Consider the following 22446-nt stretch of genomic DNA (forward strand, 5'->3'; position numbering starts at 1 on the left):
GAAACAAGTACTATGAGAACAAGGCTAAACCTTTTATGGGCATGCTGCTTGCTCATCTTTTATACTACTGCCAGTGCTCAAATCAAACAGTCGGCTCTTCCCGTCGCAGGGCCCGCGTTGAATATCTATGGCGATGTTGGCGGTCCCGGAGGAATTATTTCCGTCAATTACGACCGGCGTTTCACTGGCGAAAAAGGTTTTGGTTTCAGAGCCGGGCTGGGCACTATCCTGCTATCTAAACCTGTATCAGATATACTCACAGAAACCAAGCCACACCTTACTTTTCCGTTAGAGCTGAATTACCTCATGGGTAAAGAAGGCAATTATTTTGAACTGGGCGCCGGCATGACTTTCCTGGGTAACATGTCTTCCAATCCGGCTGTTACAGAGAAAGATGAATCAACGCCTGCAACTGCACCTGATCGTCCGGATGACATGATCTGGCATGCCACGCTGGGATACAGGTACCAGCCGCTCAAAAGAGGTTTCACTTCGCGTGTATTTTTAAGTCCCGTGAAAACACCCAACTCTTCTGTATTCCTATACGGCGGCGTATCATTTGGTATCAGGATCTGATCGCGAGCAATTTACTATGACTGGTAATCATCTCCATCCGGTTCATCGGTTTCTTCGCCGAGTTCCAGCTGGTTCAGGTTCATCATGCTGCCCATCAGGTCTTTGAATTCGATCCTTGCGCCGATCATTTTTTTGCTGAGCATGGAATAAGCGGCGAGACCGTGCAACAGCAATTCCATCAACAAAGTCGTTTCCTGCTCGTTGGCTTGCGGGTAATATTTTTTAACCACCGCGTGTAGTCCGCTTACCTGGTAAAGCTTAGCCACACGCTCTTCGTCTTTCATATCGAGCAGCAGGTCGAGGTGATTGCCTGCATCGAACCAGCGGGTGATGGCTCTGTACGGGTTCTCCGGTTCTTTTTCTTCTGTAGAACGTTTGCCGGTATTTCTTTTTTTCTTGAGCTGATCGGGATTGGGAAAATATTGTGAGAAAACAGTACGGATCGATTTGTCGAGCAGGTTCAGGGCCACCTGGTAAGGGCCTTCCTGTTCGCCTTCGTACACCAGTTCTATTTTACCGGTGATGGCGGGGATGATCCCTGTTAAATCGCTGATCCATACCTGTGTATGTTTTTCGCGGAACAGGATGGACCTTCTTTCTGCGCTGCTGATTGCATTTTCATAGGCAGCGATGCTGAGGCGGGCGCTCACACCGCTTTTCTTATCTACATATTCATTTACCCTCGCTTCAAATGCCACTTGTTCGATGAGTCTTTTTATCAGCTCACTCACTTGTACAATCTCTTTTTGTACCTGTGGCACATCTGCTTCCTGTTCGGTGATCATCAGCGCCGTTTCTATGTCTTTCGGATAATGCGTGAGTATCTGGCTTTCTATCCGGTCTTTCAGTGGTGTTACAATGCTTCCCCTGTTGGTATAATCTTCGGGGTTGGCAGTGAACACAAATAAAATATCCAGGGGCATGCGCAGTTTGAAACCGCGTATTTGTATATCTCCTTCCTGCAAAATATTGAACAGCGAAACTTGTATGCGCGCCTGCAAGTCGGGCAATTCGTTGATCACAAAAATGCCGCGGTTGCTGCGGGGGATGATGCCGTAATGGATCACTTTTTCATCTGCAAAGCTCAACTTCAGGTTGGCGGCTTTGATGGGATCGATATCGCCGATCAGGTCGGCCACACTTACATCGGGTGTGGCCAGCTTTTCTCCGTATCGGTCACTCCTGTGCAGCCACTGCACAGGCGTTTCATCGCCATGCTCGACCACCATATCCCTTCCGAATTTGCTCAAAGGATTCAGCGGGTCATCGTTCACTTCACTTCCTGCGATCACCGGGATGTATTCGTCTAAAAGATCCACCATTTGCCGGGCCATACGGGTTTTGGCCTGTCCCCGGAGACCCAGGAAAAGGATATTGTGCTTGCTCAACAGCGCCCTTTCTGTGTCGGGTATCACAGTGTCTTCATATCCCATAATACCTGTGAAAGGGTTTTCTTTGTTCCTGATCTTTTCTATCAGGTTGCTGCGGACTTCTTCTTTGATTGATCTTGGCTGATACCCGGATTTTTTTAATTCACCGAGTGTTTTAATATGCTGGATGTTCATGGTCTGTTTTTCCTATCGTCATCCTGAGCGAGCGAAGCGAGTCGAAGGATCTGCTGAGTGTTCAGTGAGATCCCTCGGCTGCGCTCGGGATGACGTTTGATATTGATGACGGTTGATGTTAATATACTGTTTTTCTTTTTCCACTTTCAAAATCCCGGAATATAAAGGCCCCCAGGTTATCGAGGGATGCAAAGAATGCTTTGCCGTTGTTCATCTCTGTAAACTCCTGCACAAAATTCTGCAAGTAAGGATCCGATGCGATCATGAAAGTAGTGATGGGTATTTTTAATTTCTTGCACTGGGCCGCCAGGTTGATGCAGCGGTTCACCACTTTCCTGTCGAGACCAAAACTATTTTTATAATAACGTTTTCCAATTTTCAAACAGGTAGGCTTACCATCGGTGATCATGAATATCTGTTTGTTCGGGTTCTTGCGCCTGCGCAGGATATCCATGGCCAGTTCCAAGCCAGCTACGGTATTAGTATGATAAGGCCCCGCCTGCAGGTAAGGCAGGTCTTTGATCTCTATGCTCCAAGCATCATTACCGAAGACTACAATATCCAAAGTGTCTTTTGGGTATTTGGTAGTGATCAGTTCGCTCAGGGCCATGGCTACTTTTTTGGCCGGTGTGATACGATCTTCCCCATAGAGAATCATCGAGTGAGAGATATCGATCATCAGCACGGTAGATGTCTGCGTTTTGAAATCACTTTCCCTGATCACGAGGTCATCTTCCTGCATGTTGAAGCTGCTGACGCCATGGTTGATCTGTGCGTTGCGGATGCTCTCGGTGAAATCGATCTGTTCCGGCATATCGCCAAACTGGAAGGGGCGGGTATCTGAGTTTGTTTCATCGCCCTGTCCGGGTTTGAAAGTCTGGTGATTGCCCTGTTTGGTTTTCTTCAGCTTACCGAATATCTCTTCAAGGCTCCTTTTGCGGATGGATTGTTCGGATTTTTTGGTGATGCTGATGGTACCATCCTGCGGGTTCTCCTGCAGGTAGCCGTTCTCTTTCAGTTCATCAATGAAATCGCCCAAACCATAATCGGGGTTGGTGAGTTGGTATTGCCGGTCGAGTTCATTGAGCCATTGCAGGGCTTCTGTAGCATCTCCATTGGTATAGGTGAGCAGTTGCATGAAAATATTCAGCAATTGTTCAAACTTATCCAAACTCCTCTCGGCCGGATCAAACTTTATAAAACGATGGCCTTTCATATCTACCGCAATTTACGAAAAATGGAGTTAAGCTGAGTATCTGCAGAAGTGTTGTGCAAACCACTGAGTAGTATATACTTTTTATCAGCATCTATGCCAGTCTTGTATAGTTAGTAAGTCTATTTCGCCTGACAGCAGTTTTATGGAGTACTGTTCACTACTGTGTGTCTCACATGATCATCCAATTATTCCTGCTGTTAGTATATGTGGGGATTATGGTGGGTGTTGCACTTCCCCGTTACTCTCGCCGGTTCTGGGCATTGGTATGGAAACAAGTATCAATACTGCTCGAAAAGTGGCCCGATCGACTGTTTGACCGAATCCGGAGCACTCCCGACGCCATCCGCTACACTACTCGACGGTTTCCAGAGTGCTCCGGAAACCACCATTTGAATATACCAGAACAATTAAAGCATTGAAAATGTATTATTTATGAATTTTAGTGATAATTAGAACCAAATAAGGAAGATTCGACGTGAAATTTATTTAATGACGAAATAGTTACACAATTTCGACATTAAACAAGAAAGCGTAGCCACTGATTCGACATCAGAATTTATTCATGTCGAATATTTAAACAAAATTCATCATCAATGAGTGTAAGTATCCCTAAATCGCAAGTAGCTTAAAATCAGAGATAAACGTCTAAATTTAACCCGAAAATGAAAAGGCTGTTTGAGTAACGGAACAGAAAAAATAAATGATCTTACAATGAATGTGAAGCTGCAGGAACTATCTGAGCAATTAGAAGGGATGCTATATACCGATACCACCATGCGTACCCTGTATGCAACAGACGCATCGGCCTACCGGGAAATGCCATTGGCGGTTGCTGTTCCCAAATCAAAAGAAGACCTGAAGAAACTGATCGCTTTTGCCAACAGGGAAAAAACTTCACTTATTCCAAGAACGGCTGGCACTTCTTTAGCCGGACAGGTAGTGGGCAACGGTATCATTGTTGACGTGTCGAAATATTTTACCGAAATAATAGCATTAGACACCGCCCAACACTGGGTACGCGTACAACCCGGCGTAGTTCGGGATGAGCTAAACCTATTCCTGAAACCACATGGTTTATTATTTGGTCCGGAGACCTCAACTGCCAACCGCGCTATGATTGGCGGCATGGTGGGTAATAATTCCTGCGGTTCCAATTCTGTTGTGTACAGGAGTACAAGGGAACATCTATTAGAAGTAAAGGCTTTATTGAGCGATGGTTCAGAAGCTGTATTCAATGCCTTATCTATCGATGCCTTCCATGAAAAGTGTGAATTGGATAATCTCGAAGGCAGTATCTATAAAAAAATTCGCAGCCTCTTAAGCAACTACGACAACCAGGCAGAGATCAGGAAAGAATTTCCCCGAAAAACAGTGGAAAGAAGGAATACCGGTTATGCCGTTGACCTTTTAGTGGAGACCGCCCCCTTCACGGCAGGCGGGGAAGATTTCAACTTCTGCAAACTGATAGCCGGTTCGGAAGGAACACTGGCATTTATTACGGAAGTAAAATTAAATCTGGTACCACTGCCCCCGAAGGAAACAGGATTGCTGTGCGTTCATTTTAATTCGATAGATGAATCATTGCATGCCAACCTCATCGGACTCAAATACCGGCCAAGCGCCAGTGAATTGATCGATCATTATATATTGGAATGCACCAAAGACAATATTGAACAAAGCAAAAACCGTTTTTTTGTACAGGGCGATCCCGGCGCTATCCTCGTTATTGAATTTACAAGATCTACGCGCGAAGAAATACTGGAAATAACAAAAGCTGTAGAAGCAGAAATGCGGGCAGCGGGACTGGGCTATCATTTCCCTGTATTGTTTGGAGAGGACACAAAGAAAATATGGACACTCCGGAAAGCAGGGCTGGGCCTTCTGGGTAATTTGCCCGGCGATGATAAAGCCGTTCCCGTTATTGAAGACACGGCTGTTGATGTGGATGACCTGCCTGCTTATATCCGCGATTTCAATGAGATATTGAAAAAGCACGGTTTATATTCGGTACATTATGCACATGCCGGCTCGGGTGAAATTCATCTCCGGCCTATTATTAACCTGAAAACAACAGAAGGCAACCAACTGTTCAGGACTATTGCAGAAGAAGTGGCCACGCTGGTAAAAAAATACCAGGGCTCGCTGAGTGGTGAACATGGTGATGGAAGGCTGCGCGGAGAGTTCATCAAACAGATGGTGGGCGAAAAGAATTACCAGCTTTTAAGGGAAATAAAATATACCTGGGATCCGGCCAATATCTTCAACCCGAATAAAATTGTTGACACACCGCCTATGAATACGATGTTGCGGTACACACCAGGGCAATCCACTCCTGCATTCAACACCATCTTCCGTTTCCATCAGCAGGATATTTTGCAACACGCGGAACAATGCAATGGGTCGGGCGATTGCCGCAAATCACATCTATCGGGTGGAACGATGTGTCCTTCTTTCATGGCAACCAGGGATGAAAAAGACACAACCAGGGCAAGAGCCAATATCCTGCGTGAATTCCTTACCAGGTCGGAAAAAACAAACCGTTTTAACCACCAGGAGATCTACGATGTAATGGACTTGTGTTTGAGTTGTAAAGCCTGCAAATCTGAATGCCCTTCCAATGTAGACATGGCCAAATTAAAAGCTGAATTCCTGCAGCAGTATTATGATGCCAATGGGGTACCCTTCCGGTCGAAGTTGATCGCTAATTTTTCCGCTTCTGCAAAATTAGGATCGCTGATGCCGTCTTTGTATAATTTCATTGTCGGTAACCGGGTCACAGGTAGCCTGATCAAAAAGATCTCGGGGTTTGCCGTTAAACGCAGCATGCCTGCATTATCGGCAAAGACCTTATTAAGCTGGTATAAACAACACCAGGCAACATTGACAGTGAAAGGCAAGAGAAGGGTGTACTTGTTTTGTGACGAATTCACCAATTACAATGATGCGCATATTGGCATCACCACGATATTGTTACTGGAAAAATTAGGCTATGAAGTGATCATCCCGCAACACGAAGAAAGCAGCCGTACCTGGCTTTCCAAAGGGCTGATCAGGCATGCACAAAAGATCATCAACAGGAATATTGCGGCTTTGGGTCCCCTCATTACCGAATCCACTCCTTTAATAGGAATTGAACCGTCGGCCATCCTTACTTTCAGGGATGAATACCCCGACCTGGCATCTGATGAACAATTGAATGCAGCAAAGAATTTAGCTAAAAACGTTTTCACGATAGATGAATTCATCGCCGGTGAAATAGCCAGTGGCCGCATCAAAAAAGAACAATTCACCAGCGAAAAGAAGCAGATCAAATTGCATGGACATTGCCAGCAAAAAGCCATCTCTTCTACAGCCCCCTCAGTAAAAATATTATCCCTGCCCGAAAACTACCAGGTGGATGTCATACCCTCCGGTTGTTGTGGCATGGCCGGTTCTTTCGGCTATGAGAAAGAACATTATAACCTGTCAATGCAGATAGGGGAACTGGTGCTGTTGCCAACAGTACGCAAACAGCCGGCAGACACCATCATTGCCGCGCCCGGCACCAGTTGCCGCCACCAGATCAAGGATGGCACCGGGCGAAAGGCACTGCATCCGGTTGAAGTGTTGTATGATGCACTGGTGAAAAACGAAACAAAGCAACCGAACAAGTAATGAAAGCAGTACAGTCTTTTTTGTGGGTATGCCTATTACTGGTTATTTCTGTTGGGGGTTATGCACAATCAGATACTTCTTTTTGGTTTGCGGCGCCTGCCGTTACACCCGGGCATTCCGATACGCCCATCGTTGTAAGGTTATCCAGCTATGCACAAGCTGCAGATATCATCATCAGCCAACCCGCCAACCCTTCTTTTCAACCCTACCATATTCACCTCAACCCTTATGCCGCTACAACGGTTGACCTGACCGGTCAGTTAGAGATCATTGAAAACAAACCCGCAAATACCGTATTGAACTACGGCATCCGAATCAGCGCTACGGCTAAGATATCTGCCTATTATGAAGTAGAGGGGAAAAGAGGAACGACGTACTATAATCCCGAGATCTTTTCTTTGAAAGGAGCGATCAGTAAGGGGCTGCAATTCATGATACCCGGGCAAACGCGTTTTCCCAATGGCGCCTATACACCGCAACCCAGGAACGGGTTTGTGATTGTGGCAACAGAAGATAATACTTCAGTTGATATTTCATTAACGAATCCGGACATGGCAGGGCACTCGCCGGGCCAGTTGTTTACCATTGTTTTAAACAAGGGTCAAACCTATGCGGTAGTGGCGGCGGGCATTGCAGGTAATCTTCATCTTGCGGGAAGTAGTGTAAAAGCAACCAAACCTGTATGTGTTACTATTTATGATGACTCCATTGGCCCGCTAACAGGATGTCGCGACCTGGTGGGAGACCAGCTCATACCGGAAAACAGTAATGGAAAGGAGTTCATCATTGTACGGGGTATGTTGACAGTTGATGGTACTGTGGGCGATTATTATTATATCCTGGCTACTACAGATGGCACAACGATTACGATCAATGGCACTATTGCTGCAACCATCAATCGCGGACAAATTTACGAAGGGTTGTTAACGGACCCCTCGGCTTATATTGTTACCAGCAACCCGGTTTATTTATACCAGTTAACAGGAACCGGTTGCGAAATGGCTACTGCCAACCTGCCAAGTATCAAATGCACGGGCTCACAATTGGTTACTTTTGTACGGTCTGCCAATACCCCCTTTTACCTGAACATTCTTTGCAGGAATACAGAAACAGGTAGTTTTTTGTTGAATGGCCAGGCAGGCATTATTACTACAAACCTTTTTAATGCAGTGCCCAGCACCAATGGACAATGGATGGCTGCAAGAATATCCGTGGCCAACCTGGGCAATATTGATAACCTGATTACCCCTGGTGTACCCACCGTGGTTTCCAACACATCCGGCTTATTCCATCTGGGCTTCCTGAATGGTGCTTCGGGCAGCGTGTTCGGTTATTTTTCCAATTATGGTAGTATTAATTTATCGCCGGTTGTGAATGGTGCACAATGCGTGGGCAACGATATCCAATTGTCATCCACCCTCATATCCAATACCACTTACCAGTGGAAAGGCCCCAATAATTTTACCAGTAACAAGTATAACCCGGTAATCAGTAATCCCACTGCTGTGAATTCCGGAACGTATTATGTAACAGCCAGTCAACAAGCCTGCGGCAATTTTACAGACAGCATAACGGTAACCGTGCACCCTGTTCCTACGGTTACATTAAAAGGAAGCGATACGATTTGTTATGGCGCCAGTAAAATGCTAACCCTGCAACTAACAGGCAGCCCGCCCTGGAGCCTTTTATATTCAGATGGTACCGGCACAAATACGCTTACCCATATTACGGCGTCTCCTTATACTTTCCCGGTTACTCCTGGTGTTACTACCAGGTATGTTATCAAAAACGTTACTGATACCAATGCCTGTATGATGAACAAAGGAGGCAACCCGGCCGATACGGTTGTTACAGTGGCCGTGAGGCCGCAACCCAAAGCCGGTTTTACCGCTACGCCCGATACGGTTTGCCAGGATGGCACCATCGCATTCAAAGGTCTGGAGAACGGTTCGGGAGGCGCTGCAGTAAAATGGGTGTGGGATCTTGCAAATGGAACAGTTGCTGCCGAGCGTAACCCGTGGAAACAGTTCAAGGATTCCGGCAGGTTTGCGATCAGGTATTATTTTTTCAATGCACAGGGTTGTTCCAGTGATACTGTTTCGAAGGACGTGATGGTATTCCCCAACCCCCACCTGGTACTCGATCCATCGATAAGTGTTCTGGAAGGCGAGACGGTCATGCTCAAACCCAGGTTCTATTATGGGCAATCGCTGCGCTTTCAATGGACGCCGGCTACTTACCTAAGCAGTGATACCGTTGTAAGTCCGCAATTGATACCCACGGGCAACATTACCTATACGCTGAAATTGACGGGATCCGGAGGCTGTTCTGTAAGTGATACGATTTTTATCAGGTTACTGAAGCGCCTTGAAGTACCCAATGCTTTTTCTCCCAATGGAGATGGCATCAATGATACCTGGCAGATCAGGTACCTTGATACCTATCCGGGGGTAATGGTACAGGTATTCAACCGTTACGGGCAGATAGTCTTCAGCTCTACAGGCTATGCGATTCCCTGGGATGGCACGATGAACGGGAAACCCCTGCCGGTAGGCACGTATTACTATATCATCAACCCGAAAAGCGGCAGGCAGGTGATCAGCGGATCGGTAACTATCCTTAGATAGTGAATTAATATCCCACTTCCGGTATCGTGTTTTATATACGGTTAGTATGTAAACTCCCGATATTCTGATACACTTCTTATATGTACATTACTGAGAAATTACCGCTGTTAGGAAAGAAAAGACCGGAAACAAAAACATCACAATAGTTTTTTATTATTGAGTGATAGGAAAAACAATTCCTTATAGGTTTCGCCTACTGGTATAATCGCCTGTTTAATAAATATGCGGTTTTTACTGATGAGTTGCCATTTGAATTTTGTCGCTTACATTGCATTAAACTACACCTCGAATCGTACAATCTTAATTGCTTGCTATGTCATACTTTCTTTTTATTGACGAAAGTGGTCAGGATCATCATGATTCCCCTTACGAGGTACTTGCCGGGTTCACTATTCGAGATAAGGATTTGTGGAAATTTATTCAAGCCGTGCAGGCGACGGAACTTGACTGTTTCGGAAGGAGGTACCGGCTCGATGGCAGAGAGATTAAAGCCAGGAAATTTCTCAACAATAAGACTTTTCGATTAGCGGCACAACTGGAGTCAATAAATTTGTTCGAAAGGACAGAGCTTGCCAAAGCGGCTCTAGATGAAGGCAATCGAGCGGGAAGGATCAAATTAACGGCCCTTGCACAGGCCAAACTCGACTATGTAAGAGAGATATTGCGCTTGTGCCAAGATTACCGCTGCAAGGTATTTGCTTCTATTGTTAAGGATCCGCAAACACTCCCTGAGGATAAAAGCATGCTCAGGAAAGATTACATCTATTTGTTTGAGCGTTTTTTTTATTTTCTGGAAGATAAGCCTGCAGAGCCAAATGGTATTGTTGTTTTTGATGAACTGGAAAAATCGAAAAGCCATATTTTGGTAACTCAGATGGACCGGTATTTTAAAAATTCTCAGAAAGGAAGAACCCGATCCAGCTTGATTATTCCTGAACCTTTTTTTGTGCACAGTGATTTGACGACAGGAATACAAATTGTTGATTTTGTTGCCTATGTCTTGTCCTGGAACTTCCGACTGGAGAAGAAATTGATAAGCCTAAGAGAGAAGAATTGAACGGTTATACGGAGTTGGTGAAAAATTTACGATACAAGACGTCACGACCAATTGAGGGAAATGAAAATTATGAGATATGGAGCATCTCTGTTGTTTAAATGACAGAAAAAGAAAAAGGCAATGCCGGTTTCCCAACAAAGCCTCCAATACAAATTTAGCGCATGTTTTTGAAAAGTAACTTAAAAATTACTGGCAAATACAGGCACAGAATATAAATAATTGATTTTCAGCATGATAGTTTATTCTAGTGCGGGCAGGTGTAATTTTGGAGGAAACTTACATTTCACATCCAACAGGTATATAAAAAAGCAGCCGGACTAAAGTCCGGCTGCTCGTATCGTAATATAAACTGATCTTATTTTTTACTGCTGTCCGCAGGCGTTAAACCCTTCAGTGTTGAAGCTGGATTGTACATCGCCTGCATCTGCTGCAAAGCCTGCAGGTAATTATCGGCAAACCTTCTTTCATCGGCCAGGTTATCTGCCATGGTGCCGCTGAGTGAATTGTAATAACGGAGCTGTTGTTGCAGGTCTTTTTTCACCGATGCAGATACCTTTTGTGCCAAAGCCGAATCGCCGGCGAGGTAGCAGGACTCCAGGAACAACAGCGAATTGCGGTTGTGCATATTGCCCCTGCTGGTCATGCCATAATCGAAATTGGCAGGGTCCATCATCTTATCGGCCAGGTTCAGCACTTTACGCGCCTCTTCCTTACGTCCTTTGTTGGCGAGGTCATTGCCCAGCTCTGCATAAGCCGTACGGATGGTATTCAGGTGCCGGCGGTTCTCTTCATCATAATACACGCCTTTGATCTGTGCATTGCCGAAAGCGAATTTATGCAGGGCCTTATCCAACATCCAATCTGTATTCACGCGACTACCTATCACAGGCACCAGCCTGAAGCTGAGTCCGTCGCGGCGCAGGTACTGATCGAAGCCAAGCTCTACCGATGGCTGGGTGAAATAAATAGGCCTGTTCCATTTATTGGCAGCGATCACATTCAACACGGCCAGGTCGTTCTTCATCAACGCATTTTTGGGTATTTCAAAACGCATTTCTGATACTACACTGTCCGTTGCATTAACCGTTGCATTCTTCAACACATAATCCCTGTTTACCGCTACCGACATTTTCTTTACAGGATAGGTGTTAACGCTTTCTCCACCTCCCCTGTCTTCCATCTTCGCAGGATCATCGTTGCCTACATAATTCTTCATCATATCATACAGGTCGTAAAAACGATCTTCGGGAATGCCGGGTTTGGGGCGATAGAGGATATAATTCCGCTTATCTCCTTCTATCTGTTCAGGTGTCCATACCACATCAATAGGATCGCTCTGGTTCACTTTATAACGCAGCTGGTTGATGTACCAGTCGATACCCAACAGGCTGTAGTTGATCACGCGTATATCGGGTCGGATACCTTCTACTTCCTGTGCATACCACAGCGGGTAAGTATCATTATCACCAAACGTGAAGAGAATGGCATTGGGTGCACAACTCTCGAGATAATCTTTGGCCAGGTCGCGCGCCAGTTGTTTCTGGCTGCGGTCGTGGTCGTCCCACTCCTGCTGCGCCATCACTACCGGTACTGCCAGCAAACAGATCAGGGTGGCCAGGATCGAAGCGGTAGCTTGTGATGCCGCTTTGCTCAGCCAATCGCGCACTTTCAATACGCCCAATCCTACCCATACTGCAAAAGCATAGAAGCTGCCCACATAAGCATAGTCTCGCTCACGTGGCTGGAAGCCCGCCTGGTTCAAATAAATTACAATGGCAAAGCCGGTGAAGAAGAACATGAGGAAATTGGTCACCGCATCATCGCCGCGTTTCTTAAAATGATAGAACAAACCGATCAATCCGAGTATCAATGGTAATGCGAACAGTTTGTTGTTCGATTTATTATTCTTGAGGCTATCGGGCATCGCGCTCTGATCGCCATAGAATATCCTGTCTACAAAAGGAATACCGGTGATCCAGTTGCCATCCCTTACATTGCCGGTGAATAATCCCTGGTTATCATTTTGTTTGCCCGCAAAATTCCACATGAAATAGCGGAAATACATCCAGTACGATTGGTAGCCAACAAAGAACTTCACGTTATCTACCTGGTTCGGCGGCCGCTCATAAGAACCATCTTTCATTCTGCCGATGCCCAGGAAAGCGGCGTAATAATCGGCATGGTTCTGTTCATTGCTCGCATCCCATACGCGGGGGAACACCATTTTATCTTCCGGTGCGTAAACGTATTTTTTATCCGGACCTACTTCAATATACTTGTTCCTCGCTTTCTCGTAACGCATGCCGGTATTCTTCACATCTTTCAGATCGGCAGTGAATTTCTGTCCGTATACCAATGGAAAATCGCCGTATTGGTCACGTCCCAGGTAACCTACCAGGCTGATGGGATTGTCTACATTGTACATATCGATGGCCGGATCGGCATTACTGCGGATCATGGTGGTTACATAGGTGCTGTATCCCATGAGCATGAAAGACAAACACCACAGTCCCAGGCGCAGGTAAGTCCAGCCTTTTTTAGCAGCGAACCGGAATCCGTACCAGATCACCGCTGCGAGGAGAATGAAAAAGAAAGTGAAACCGTAGAAGAAAGGCAATCCCATGCCGTTCACGAACCAGCGGTCGAAGGTGCCGGCCATTTTCACGGAATACTGGATCACCCCTACCTGTACCAGGCCGGTGATCACACATCCCAACACAAAAAAGATATAGATGCCTCCATAGTATTCTTTCTTGTCTTTTTTATACCGCTCTGCCAGCAGCAGGAGTCCGATGGCCGCTCCTACGCCCAGCACAACCAGTCCCGCCATCGTTCCATCCATACCAATACCTCGCTCTTCACTCGCTTCGCCGTTCGCGGCGATCAAAGCCAGGATGAAAGCCAGCACACCGCCAATCAGGGATAACCTGATGAACCAGGTGCGAATTAATTTATAGTTGAAAGAAGGTCTTCTGCGGAAATAATACACCATTACAATAGCGGGGATCGTAAGCAGGTTCAACAGGTGAACGCCGATAGACAATCCCATCATGTAACAGATGAAAACGATCCAACGGTCGGCGCCGGGCTCGTCGGCATGGTTTTCCCATTTGAGGATGGCCCAGAACACAATAGCAGTAAAGAAAGACGACAAAGCATATACCTCGCCTTCCACCGCACTGTACCAGAATGAATCGGTAAAAGTGTATGCAAAAGCGCCTACTACACCGGCGCCCATGATGGCCCAGGCCTGTGAACCGGTAACTGCATCGCTTGTCTTCACATTCATGATGCGGCGCGCAAAATGCGTAATAGTCCAGAAAAGGAACAGAATAGTAAAGCCGCTGGCCAATGCGTTCATGATGTTCACCGCTTTGGCAGCGCCCATGGGGTTGTTGCCGAAAAGAACAATGAATATCCGGCCCAATATCACAAACAAAGGCGCTCCGGGCGGGTGCGGGATCTGCACTTTGAAACAACTGCTCACAAATTCACCGCAATCCCAGAAGCTACCTCCTGCTTCTGCGGTCAAAATATACACGGCGCAGGCGATCACACAGACTACCCATCCCACCATGTTGTTAATTCTCTTAAACTGCATACTGGTTTTCTATTTTAAAAGACGGACAAACATAGCCCAATAATTGTAAATAAAATTGAAAATGTCAATGATGATCACCGGGGCAATCGCAGGGCCATTCCCTGTCCAGGTCGATGCAGGTAACCACGGTCATTTCATCTCCGCAGGGAGCGAATATCACGCGCAAACGCTGGTTGTCGCTGGTATTACCTTCCACCGCATATTTATGGCGGCAGGGTTCGCCTTCCAGTTCGCTTTTCCGGTAATTGATGGTTCCGTTTTTGAGGATCTGTAAAATCTCTGCTTCATCTATATGCCGGCAACCCATTCTGCAGCGAGCATGCTTGGTATAATGCATGCGCGAAGGGTTCCGGTTCAACCCATCATCCTGACTGGTGGTACCTGTAGACTGGTCGGGTGAAGGGGCTGTTGCCGCAGGTGCACTGGTCGGCACTACAGGCCTATGTTTATTGCAATGGCGATTCGATAACAGGAATCCGACCAGAATAATGACCAATAAAAAAGGGACCGTTCTCCGGGAGTTCATATATACAGGATTAGTGGGGCGAATTAAACACATTTTGGTCATAAAACCGGCCTCCAAGCCCCATAATTCCTATATGGCTTATCTTTGCGCCCTCTATGGATAAGAAGCGTTCGGTAGCCTTTCATACTTTGGGTTGTAAATTGAACTTTTCCGAGACCTCTACCCTTTCCCGGCTGATGGAAAGTGAAGGTTTCGAGAAAAAGGAATTTGACGACCTGGCCGACGTATATGTGATCAATACCTGTTCCGTTACCGACAACGCCGATAAAGAGTGCCGCCAACTGGTACGGCGCATCCAGCGCAAGTCGCCCGAGAGTTTTGTGGTGATCACCGGTTGCTATGCCCAGCTCAAGCCCAAAGAGATCGCTTCTATTCCGGGGGTGGACCTGGTGTTGGGCGCCGCAGAGAAATTCAACATTGCCCAACACATCAATGAACTGGCCAAAGGCAATGACGCCAAAGTATGCAGTTGCGACATTGAAGCAGTGAGTGGTTTCAATGCTTCTTTTTCCCAGAACGACAGAACCCGCACATTCCTGAAAGTACAGGATGGGTGTGATTATACCTGTTCCTTTTGTACTATTCCAATGGCAAGGGGCAAGAGCCGCAGCGACAGTATTGCCAACGTGGTAAAACATGCTACCCAACTGGCAGCAGATGGCGTCAAAGAGATTGTACTCACGGGTGTGAACCTTGGCGATTTTGGCAAAGGCCCAGATGGCGGCAGGCATGAAGAAGATTTCTTTAGTCTTGTGCAGGAACTCGATAAAGTGGAAGGCATTGAACGTTACCGTATCTCCTCCATCGAACCCAACCTGCTCACCAACGACATCATTGCATTTGTAGCCAACAGCAACAAGTTTATGCCGCATTTTCATATTCCGTTACAAAGCGGCAGCAATGAAATATTGGGATTGATGCGCAGGCGCTATCGCAGGGAACTCTATGCCGAACGCGTTGGCCTCATCAAAACGTTGATGCCGCATTGCGCTATTGGAGTGGATGTAATTGTGGGATTCCCGGGAGAAACGGATAAACATTTCCAGGAAACTTTTGATTTCCTGCACGAACTGGATGTATCATACCTGCACGTGTTCACCTACTCTGAACGCGATCATACCAAAGCGCTGGAAATTCAGCCGGTGATTCCCATACCCGTTCGCAATGAACGAAATAAAACTTTACGCAACTTATCTTATATGAAGCTGCAATATTTCACACAGCAGCAAAGCGGACAAACCCGCAAAGTATTATTCGAAGGATTTGATAAGCATGGTATGATGGAAGGCTATACCGATAACTATATCCGCGTGAGCACGCCTTATCGCGGAGAATGGGCGAATCAGATCATTGACTGGGAACTCCGGTAAAAATTTATACCACAGAAAGGTATTCCGCCGGAAACTCCACCACCATCACCTGTCCCAGGCTTTGCAGTTTCACAAACACTTTTTTCTTTCCGCCCCTGATCACGGTTCCTTCATTGCCCATGAACACACCATAGTTCACTTTGATCTTCATTTCATCCATGAACCCCTGCTCAGATAATACAGAGATGCTGGCGTCTTTTTCTGCGAGGTATTTTTTGATGGTAGCTACTTCTTCATCGCGGATCACGGCAGGTTTGCCGAGGTAATAAACAAAATTCAATACGCCATCCGTCATCAGGACCTTGGTACGTTCGGCATCGTCGATCTGCACAAAAACATAGGATTTGAAAAGTGGTTCTTCAATGACCTTTTTACGGTCGCTCCATTGTCTTTCTACTTTTTGCAGGGGGCACCAACTGGCAATTCCCTTTTTCAACAGGGCACCATCTATCTTTTTTTCCCAGCGTGGCTTCGTATAAAGGGCAAACCACTTTTTTCGCTGCTCTGTCATGGTAGTAAACCTGAATTTGTCCTTACATAGATACTAATCAGGAGCTAAGGTAAAGAAAAACAATATTTCTCCAGTTTCTTGCGATCGTTGATCCTGATCCAGCGCTTATTCAATGAGAGCGCGTCATCTTCCACCAATTCATTCATGATCCTGAATAAGGTCTCATAAGTGGTGCCGGTATAGGAAGAGAGGTCCTGCCTGGAAAGTTCTATATCGATAAAGCCTTCGGGGGTTGTGCCAAATCGCTCGTCCAAAAGAAGCAAAGCATTGGCAATCCTTCCCTTTGTATTCATATGCGCCAGGTTACGCATTTTTCTTTCAGACTCTTTCAGCTCTGCGGCAAAGAACATCATCAGGTCATATAAATAGTCCTGGTTAACCTTTAGGGTGGCAGTGAAGAAATGAATGTCGATAAAACAGACATCCGTTGGCAGAAGTGCTGTTGCTGAGACTGGATAAACAGTGTCGCTGCCCAATCCGCGGTGACCGGCAATGGCCCCGCTTTTAGCAAAGCGCAGGATCAGTTCCTTTTCGTCTCCCCATTTTTTATGCACTTTCACCAGTCCGGTATGAATGAAATACATCCCCTGTACCTCGGCCCCTTCCTCAAAAAGCACTTCCCCTTTCTTATAATGGTACATTTTCCTGTTGGCATCGATAGCAGGAAGCCATTCCTTCTGGCATAGCCGGCACATGGAGCAAACGGTAAGATCGCAGTTTACTTTTTTCAGTTTCATACTGTACAAAAATAAAGTCAAAATACAATCTCAAATATATTATTTAAATAAAAATCTAAATAATATGACAATAAATCTTTGAAATTATCCATTGTGTTATTAATTTTATTGCAGATAGAGTGTATTTTTATTTAAAAAGCTATCTTTTTTGATTCTTTATATTACATATAAAAAATCAAAATTTAAATCTAATTATCCATTTAGCCATTATTCCGCATCGTTAACAGGGTTAACCGGAACACTTTCTCCTCGATTGCTTGTCAAATACCTATTGACCTTACTTTATTGTCGCTACCCGATTGCCTGCCACATGAAACGTAATAAATGAATTTAATACGTGAATGATGGTACTGGTTTCTAGCATATTACATTAAAGACAAATAAAAAACCCCGGCCGATGTGGAAGTCTGAACCGGGGCGATGGAATTTAAATTGAAAACAATCTAAACCTAAAGCAAAGTTATGGCTAAAAAAACGAAACCTACTGCTTATGCATGGCTGTCCGCACTGTGTTTTCTTTTCACCCTAAGTGCGCACGCACAATTTACCTTAACCGGACAACTGCGAACGCGAACAGAAGTCCGGGACGGGTTTGGCAACCTGGTATTGAAAGGCGCAAAAACGGCCGCATTTACCTCTCAGCGTACCAGGTTGATCTTTGGATACAAATGGGACAGGGTTACTTTTGGTGTTACGTTACAGGATGTGCGGGTATGGGGACAAGACGCTTCCTCCATTTCCAATGCCGATGGCAATCGCCTGATGCTCCATGAGGGCTGGGCCGATATTACGCTGGCCAATAAAGCCGATACCACCATCAAATTTAAATTGTTCGACCAGCTTTCCCTTAAGATTGGAAGGCAGGAATTGAGCTATGACGATGTTCGTTTGATCGGTAACCTGGATTGGTTACAACAAGGCCGGCGACATGATATGGCGCTGCTAAAGATGATGCACAATGGATGGCAGGTTGACCTCGGGTATGCCTATAACCAGAACAGCGATGCTTTTGGTATTACCAATACCTCTTATGTGCCGGGCAATATTCCGGCATACGTGAAAAATTCAGGCGGTGTTTTAGTGCCTACCCCTGCCGGGATCGTTCCGCTTGCTGCCGGTGGCAACGCAGCCAACAATAGTTCTAAAACAGGTACGCCGGTGTACAGTAACCCAACCAATACCAATGCCGCCAGCCAGGATTATAAGTCGTTCACCAGCCTGTATATCAGCCGCAAATTCAACCAGACAAAATTCTCTGCGCTCTTTTTCAATGACCGTTTCGGGAAATATAAACTCGATTCTGTAGCCGTTGACAACACCGGATACGTTTATGGAAGGAGATTTATTAGTACAGGAAGCAACGATTCATTTGACTATTCTGGTACAACCAGTCGCTATACATATGGCCTGATGATCAATCATACGATGGGCAATACATCGGGGTTTGGTAAAATCGCCTTGCAGGTGGCTTACTATAAGCAATCCGGCAAAAACCGGGAAGGCATGTCATTGAATGCGTATCACTATACGGCTTTAGCAACCTACCAAAAAGGCAAATTCAGCTTTACACCCGGCTATGACGTCCTTTCGGGAAATGATGCCGTTTCACCTTCCGGTGAAGACAACCGTTTTGATCCATTATACGGAACGCCGCATAAACACTGGGGCTATATGGATTATTTCTACGTGGGCACCGGTGCCCCTGCGGGTGGTTTGAATAACGGCTACTTCAAAGTGAAATATGCCAGCAACCTGTTCTCCATCGGCGCCGACTTTCACACGTTCAGCCTGAACAAAGACATGAAAAAGGCTGATGGTTCCCTGGTCGATAAATACCTTGGCAATGAAGTGGATATCCTGCTGAATTATACACTCAATAAATTCACAGGAATAGAGCTGGGATATGCTGTAATGAATGCCAATAACAGCATGGCATTGGCAAAGGGACAAGCCGGCACCGATGCCGTTGCAGATACTTACAAGAAAACAGGCACATGGTTTTATGCAATGATCAATATTCGCCCTGATTTCTTTTATAGTAAACCCGTTGCCATAAAACAGTAACACACACGATACAACATTCTTCCTTTTAAATTGATCAAAATATGAGAGGCTTAATCAATAAAATATTATTTATAGCAGGACTGGTAGCCGTATTTATGGCGGTTACTTCATTCAGGATGATGGCTAACCCACCCCGGAAAATAAAGCTGGGGTTTATACCACTAACAGACTGCGCTCCGCTCGTAGCAGCAAAAGAGCTAGGGCTTTTTGCGAAATACGGTGTTGATGTGGAATTATCCAAAGAAGCATCATGGGCCAATGTGCGCGATAAAATATTGAACGGCGAACTCGACGGCGCACACTGTCTCTTCTCCATGCCATTCTCTGTTTATACCGGTATAGGTGGAAAAGCCGGCTCTGATATGAAGATTGCCATGATACTGAACAATAACGGGCAGGCCATTACACTCTCTAAAGATTTTTGTGGACTGGTTGGCTTTAAAGAAGTAAACAAAGTAGCGGCCGCAGTTAAAAATGTGCAAAGCCGTAAGGAAGTTACGTTTGCCATGACCTTTCCCGGCGGCACACACGATATCTGGCTCCGTAACTGGATGGCCGCAGCAGGTGTTAACCAGAAGGCAGTCGGCATCATCACCATTCCCCCACCCCAGATGGTAGCGAATATGCGGGTTGATAACATGGAAGGATATTGTGTTGGTGAACCCTGGAATGGAGTGGCTGCAGCGCAAAATATAGGCTTTACACACATTGCAACACAGGATATTTGGAAAAACCACCCCGAGAAAGCCCTGGTTGTGAATGCACATTTTGCCGCAACCGAAAAGGAGAACCTGAAAAAAGTGATGAAGGCGGTGCTCGAAGCCTGCAAGTGGCTGGATAATATGGGCAACCGTAAAAAAGCAGCAGGATGGTTAACCAAACCCAATTATGTAAATGCGCCATTGCAGGTAATAGAAGCCAGGCTGGCCGGCTCTTATGACCTGGGTTGTGAATTGGGTGTACAGAAATACAAGGATGATGGCATGATGTTTTATAACAACGGGATCGTTAATATGCCCCGTAAGTCTTACGCCACCTGGTTCATGGCGCAGTACGTTCGGTTTGGTTATTTGAAATCAGAGCCCGACTACAAAGGCATAGCCGAGAAATTAATCCTTGACGACCTGTATGCAGAAGTAGCCCATGAGATGGGAGTGCCCATGCAGCCCGACATGCAGCCTTTCAAAACAACTTATGATGTACCATTTGATCCGAAGAATGTAGCTGCTTATTTAAAAACATGTAAGAGATAAAACCAACTGCTATGAAAAAGATATTCTCTTTGCAAACGCTCTATTTCCTTATTGGCATTGCTTTACTCGGTGGTCTATGGGAACTTATTTCAACGCTTACCAAGCATGAAATTCCCAGCCCAAGGGCAACCTGGCTTGTTTTCAGGGAAGTTATGCAGCATCCCATGCAGAATGATCCCGACTATAAAGGAATTGGCACCAAATTGCTGAGTTCACTTGAACGGGTGGCTATCGGGTTTGGCCTGGGCAGTATCGTAGCAGTGCCATTGGGTTTATTAGTGGGGTCCAGTAAAGCCATGATGGGCATTATCAATCCCATTGTACAGTTATTAAGACCTGTTTCACCGCTGGCCTGGTTCCCGTTAGGCCTGGCCATTTTCCAGGATTCACATAAGGCAAGCGTGTTTATGATATTCATCTGCTCCTTATGGCCAACATTGATCAATGCTGCGTTCGGAGCATCTCATATTCCGCAGGACCATAAGAATGTGAGTAAGGCTTTCGGTTTTTCCAAATGGAAATACCTCACTAAAATATTACTGCCATTCAGCCTCCCCCATATCATCACCGGGTTGCGTTTATCGGTGGGTATCGCATGGATGGTGATCGTAGCCGGTGAGATGCTCAGTGGTGGTATCGGGCTGGGTTATTTTGTATGGGATGAAGGGTTTAACGGGGGCAGTATTGCTAAAATACTGGTTGCCATCATCATCATTGGTTTAGTAGGGCTTCTGCTGGATAAGCTCTTCCTTTTCCTGCAAAAAAGATTCACTTATGCTTCATAATCATTCATTGTCTAAAGCTTTATTTTATGTCAGCCATTTCTCTGTCACCAGAAAACCATACTGAAACGTTTCACCATCATCATGCAGCTCCTGCAAACGGGTATGCAACAAACAGCATTGAAATCAACGATGTGAGCGTACGCTTTAAAACACCCAAAGGGGTTTTCACTGCTGTAAAAGATATTTCACTCGCTGTTGGTAGAGGTGAGATCGTTTCGCTGATCGGTCATTCCGGTTGCGGTAAATCAACGCTGATGAACACCATCAGTGGTATGGTGAAACCCAGCAGCGGCTCCGTCATTGCCAACGGGAACCTTGTTACCAAGCCTGGCCCCGACAGGGGGATTGTTTTTCAGAACTATTCATTGTTGCCCTGGCTGAGCGTATATCAAAATATTTACCAGGCCATCGATGCTGCCATACACGGTAAGACTGCAACAGAAAAAAAGGCCCTGGTTGAAAACAACCTGAAAATGGTAAAACTCTGGGAACATAAAGATAAATTGCCCGGTCAGCTATCCGGTGGTATGAAACAAAGGGTGGCCATTGCGAGGGCTTTTGCCATCAACCCCAGTATCCTTTTACTGGATGAACCTTTCGGGGCATTGGACGCACTTACCAAAAGCAACCTGCATGTTGAATTGTTGAAACTGTGGAACCTCGATAACAGAGAGAAAACCATTGTGATGGTTACACATGACATAGAAGAAGCCATATTCTTAAGTGATCGCGTAGTAGTGATGAATGATGGTCCGGCAGCTTCTATCAAAGCCATTGTAGACGTGCCTTTACCAAGACCCAGGAATAAGAAGGAAATTGTTCACGATCCTGTTTACATGGGTATCCATGACAAGTTATTGGGGTTTTTGGTTGATAAATTGTCCATCAATGACCTCTGATCATC

Annotated in this window: 15 protein-coding genes; 9 read left to right on the forward strand and 6 right to left on the reverse strand. The window is 45.8% G+C overall.

The annotated features are described in order from the left end of the window. Nucleotides 1-12 precede the first annotated feature (12 nt). Complete coding sequence (locus BLU98_RS15625) at nt 13-576, forward strand: hypothetical protein (RefSeq protein WP_139173977.1); 564 nt, start codon at nt 13-15, stop codon at nt 574-576. Between the two features lie 14 nt (nt 577-590). Here BLU98_RS15625 and BLU98_RS15630 read toward each other — a convergent pair whose 3' ends face one another. Both BLU98_RS15630 and BLU98_RS15635 read right to left on the reverse strand, forming a co-directional pair. Beyond that, complete coding sequence (locus BLU98_RS15630) at nt 591-2141, reverse strand: sigma 54-interacting transcriptional regulator (RefSeq protein ID WP_092726559.1); 1551 nt, start codon at nt 2139-2141, stop codon at nt 591-593. A 118-nt stretch (nt 2142-2259) separates the two neighbouring features. Next, complete coding sequence (locus BLU98_RS15635) at nt 2260-3357, reverse strand: vWA domain-containing protein (protein ID WP_092726563.1); 1098 nt, start codon at nt 3355-3357, stop codon at nt 2260-2262. A gap of 711 nt (nt 3358-4068) precedes the next feature. Between BLU98_RS15635 and BLU98_RS15640 the strand changes: the two genes are divergently transcribed. From BLU98_RS15640 to BLU98_RS15650, 3 genes are all read left to right on the forward strand, one after another. Further along, on the forward strand, nt 4069-7011 hold the full coding sequence (locus BLU98_RS15640) for an FAD-binding and (Fe-S)-binding domain-containing protein (protein WP_092726566.1): 2943 nt from the start codon (nt 4069-4071) through the stop codon (nt 7009-7011). Then, nucleotides 7011-9638 (forward strand): gliding motility-associated C-terminal domain-containing protein, encoded by a 2628-nt coding sequence (locus tag BLU98_RS15645; RefSeq protein ID WP_092726570.1) that lies wholly within the window; start codon nt 7011-7013, stop codon nt 9636-9638. Before BLU98_RS15640 ends, BLU98_RS15645 begins: the two co-directional genes overlap by 1 nt. Before the next feature lie 313 nt (nt 9639-9951). Continuing rightward, nucleotides 9952-10695 carry a DUF3800 domain-containing protein gene (locus BLU98_RS15650; RefSeq protein WP_257575048.1) on the forward strand — a complete coding sequence of 248 codons (744 nt, stop codon included), beginning with the start codon at nt 9952-9954 and terminating at the stop codon, nt 10693-10695. Nucleotides 10696-11050: 355 nt separating this feature from the next. Here BLU98_RS15650 and BLU98_RS17920 read toward each other — a convergent pair whose 3' ends face one another. Both BLU98_RS17920 and BLU98_RS15660 read right to left on the reverse strand, forming a co-directional pair. Beyond that, nucleotides 11051-14296, reverse strand: a complete 3246-nt coding sequence (locus BLU98_RS17920) for a glycosyltransferase family 117 protein (protein ID WP_257575049.1) — start codon at nt 14294-14296, stop codon at nt 11051-11053. Nucleotides 14297-14360: 64 nt separating this feature from the next. After that, nucleotides 14361-14729 (reverse strand): DUF4258 domain-containing protein, encoded by a 369-nt coding sequence (locus BLU98_RS15660; RefSeq protein WP_257575050.1) that lies wholly within the window; start codon nt 14727-14729, stop codon nt 14361-14363. A 188-nt stretch (nt 14730-14917) separates the two neighbouring features. On the opposite strand from BLU98_RS15660, the gene mtaB reads away from it, so the two are divergent. After that, on the forward strand, nt 14918-16192 hold the full coding sequence (mtaB, locus tag BLU98_RS15665) for a tRNA (N(6)-L-threonylcarbamoyladenosine(37)-C(2))-methylthiotransferase MtaB (RefSeq protein ID WP_092726577.1): 1275 nt from the start codon (nt 14918-14920) through the stop codon (nt 16190-16192). A 4-nt stretch (nt 16193-16196) separates the two neighbouring features. On the opposite strand, the gene BLU98_RS15670 is transcribed toward mtaB, so the two are convergent. Beyond that, a complete protein-coding gene (locus tag BLU98_RS15670) occupies nt 16197-16703 on the reverse strand; it encodes a UpxY family transcription antiterminator (protein WP_092726579.1) in 507 nt (168 codons plus the stop codon). Between the two features lie 44 nt (nt 16704-16747). Beyond that, a complete protein-coding gene (locus BLU98_RS15675) occupies nt 16748-17440 on the reverse strand; it encodes a Crp/Fnr family transcriptional regulator (protein WP_092726675.1) in 693 nt (230 codons plus the stop codon). 462 nt (nt 17441-17902) lie between these two features. Here BLU98_RS15675 and BLU98_RS15680 point away from each other — a divergent pair, with 462 nt between their 5' ends. From BLU98_RS15680 to BLU98_RS15695, 4 genes are read left to right on the forward strand one after another with little or no spacing between them, the layout of a single operon-like run. Continuing rightward, entirely contained in the window at nt 17903-19504 is a 1602-nt protein-coding gene (locus BLU98_RS15680) for an alginate export family protein (protein WP_092726583.1), read from the forward strand. Between the two features lie 41 nt (nt 19505-19545). Continuing rightward, entirely contained in the window at nt 19546-20757 is a 1212-nt protein-coding gene (locus BLU98_RS15685; RefSeq protein ID WP_092726585.1) for a CmpA/NrtA family ABC transporter substrate-binding protein, read from the forward strand. An 11-nt stretch (nt 20758-20768) separates the two neighbouring features. Next, nucleotides 20769-21542, forward strand: coding sequence for a nitrate ABC transporter permease (ntrB, locus tag BLU98_RS15690; protein ID WP_092726587.1), 774 nt, complete (start codon nt 20769-20771; stop codon nt 21540-21542). 26 nt (nt 21543-21568) lie between these two features. Then, entirely contained in the window at nt 21569-22441 is an 873-nt protein-coding gene (locus BLU98_RS15695; protein ID WP_092726589.1) for an ABC transporter ATP-binding protein, read from the forward strand. Nucleotides 22442-22446 lie beyond the last annotated feature (5 nt).

Origin of the sequence: Hydrobacter penzbergensis (genome assembly GCF_900106985.1) — a bacterium.
GTDB lineage: Bacteria > Bacteroidota > Bacteroidia > Chitinophagales > Chitinophagaceae > Sediminibacterium > Sediminibacterium magnilacihabitans.

Excerpts from the sequence above, each read along its gene's own strand:
- BLU98_RS15630 (WP_092726559.1), bottom strand. The coding sequence starts at position 2,141 with ATGAACATCCAGCATATTAAAACACTCGGTGAATTAAAAAAATCCGGG.
- BLU98_RS15640 (WP_092726566.1), top strand. The coding sequence starts at position 4,069 with ATGAATGTGAAGCTGCAGGAACTATCTGAGCAATTAGAAGGGATGCTA.
- BLU98_RS17920 (WP_257575049.1), bottom strand. The coding sequence starts at position 14,296 with ATGCAGTTTAAGAGAATTAACAACATGGTGGGATGGGTAGTCTGTGTG.
- BLU98_RS15685 (WP_092726585.1), top strand. The coding sequence starts at position 19,546 with ATGAGAGGCTTAATCAATAAAATATTATTTATAGCAGGACTGGTAGCC.
- BLU98_RS15625 (WP_139173977.1), top strand. The coding sequence starts at position 13 with ATGAGAACAAGGCTAAACCTTTTATGGGCATGCTGCTTGCTCATCTTT.
- BLU98_RS15670 (WP_092726579.1), bottom strand. The coding sequence starts at position 16,703 with ATGACAGAGCAGCGAAAAAAGTGGTTTGCCCTTTATACGAAGCCACGC.
- BLU98_RS15680 (WP_092726583.1), top strand. The coding sequence starts at position 17,903 with ATGGCTAAAAAAACGAAACCTACTGCTTATGCATGGCTGTCCGCACTG.
- BLU98_RS15675 (WP_092726675.1), bottom strand. The coding sequence starts at position 17,440 with ATGAAACTGAAAAAAGTAAACTGCGATCTTACCGTTTGCTCCATGTGC.
- mtaB (WP_092726577.1), top strand. The coding sequence starts at position 14,918 with ATGGATAAGAAGCGTTCGGTAGCCTTTCATACTTTGGGTTGTAAATTG.
- BLU98_RS15650 (WP_257575048.1), top strand. The coding sequence starts at position 9,952 with ATGTCATACTTTCTTTTTATTGACGAAAGTGGTCAGGATCATCATGAT.
- ntrB (WP_092726587.1), top strand. The coding sequence starts at position 20,769 with ATGAAAAAGATATTCTCTTTGCAAACGCTCTATTTCCTTATTGGCATT.
- BLU98_RS15635 (WP_092726563.1), bottom strand. The coding sequence starts at position 3,357 with ATGAAAGGCCATCGTTTTATAAAGTTTGATCCGGCCGAGAGGAGTTTG.
- BLU98_RS15695 (WP_092726589.1), top strand. The coding sequence starts at position 21,569 with ATGTCAGCCATTTCTCTGTCACCAGAAAACCATACTGAAACGTTTCAC.
- BLU98_RS15645 (WP_092726570.1), top strand. The coding sequence starts at position 7,011 with ATGAAAGCAGTACAGTCTTTTTTGTGGGTATGCCTATTACTGGTTATT.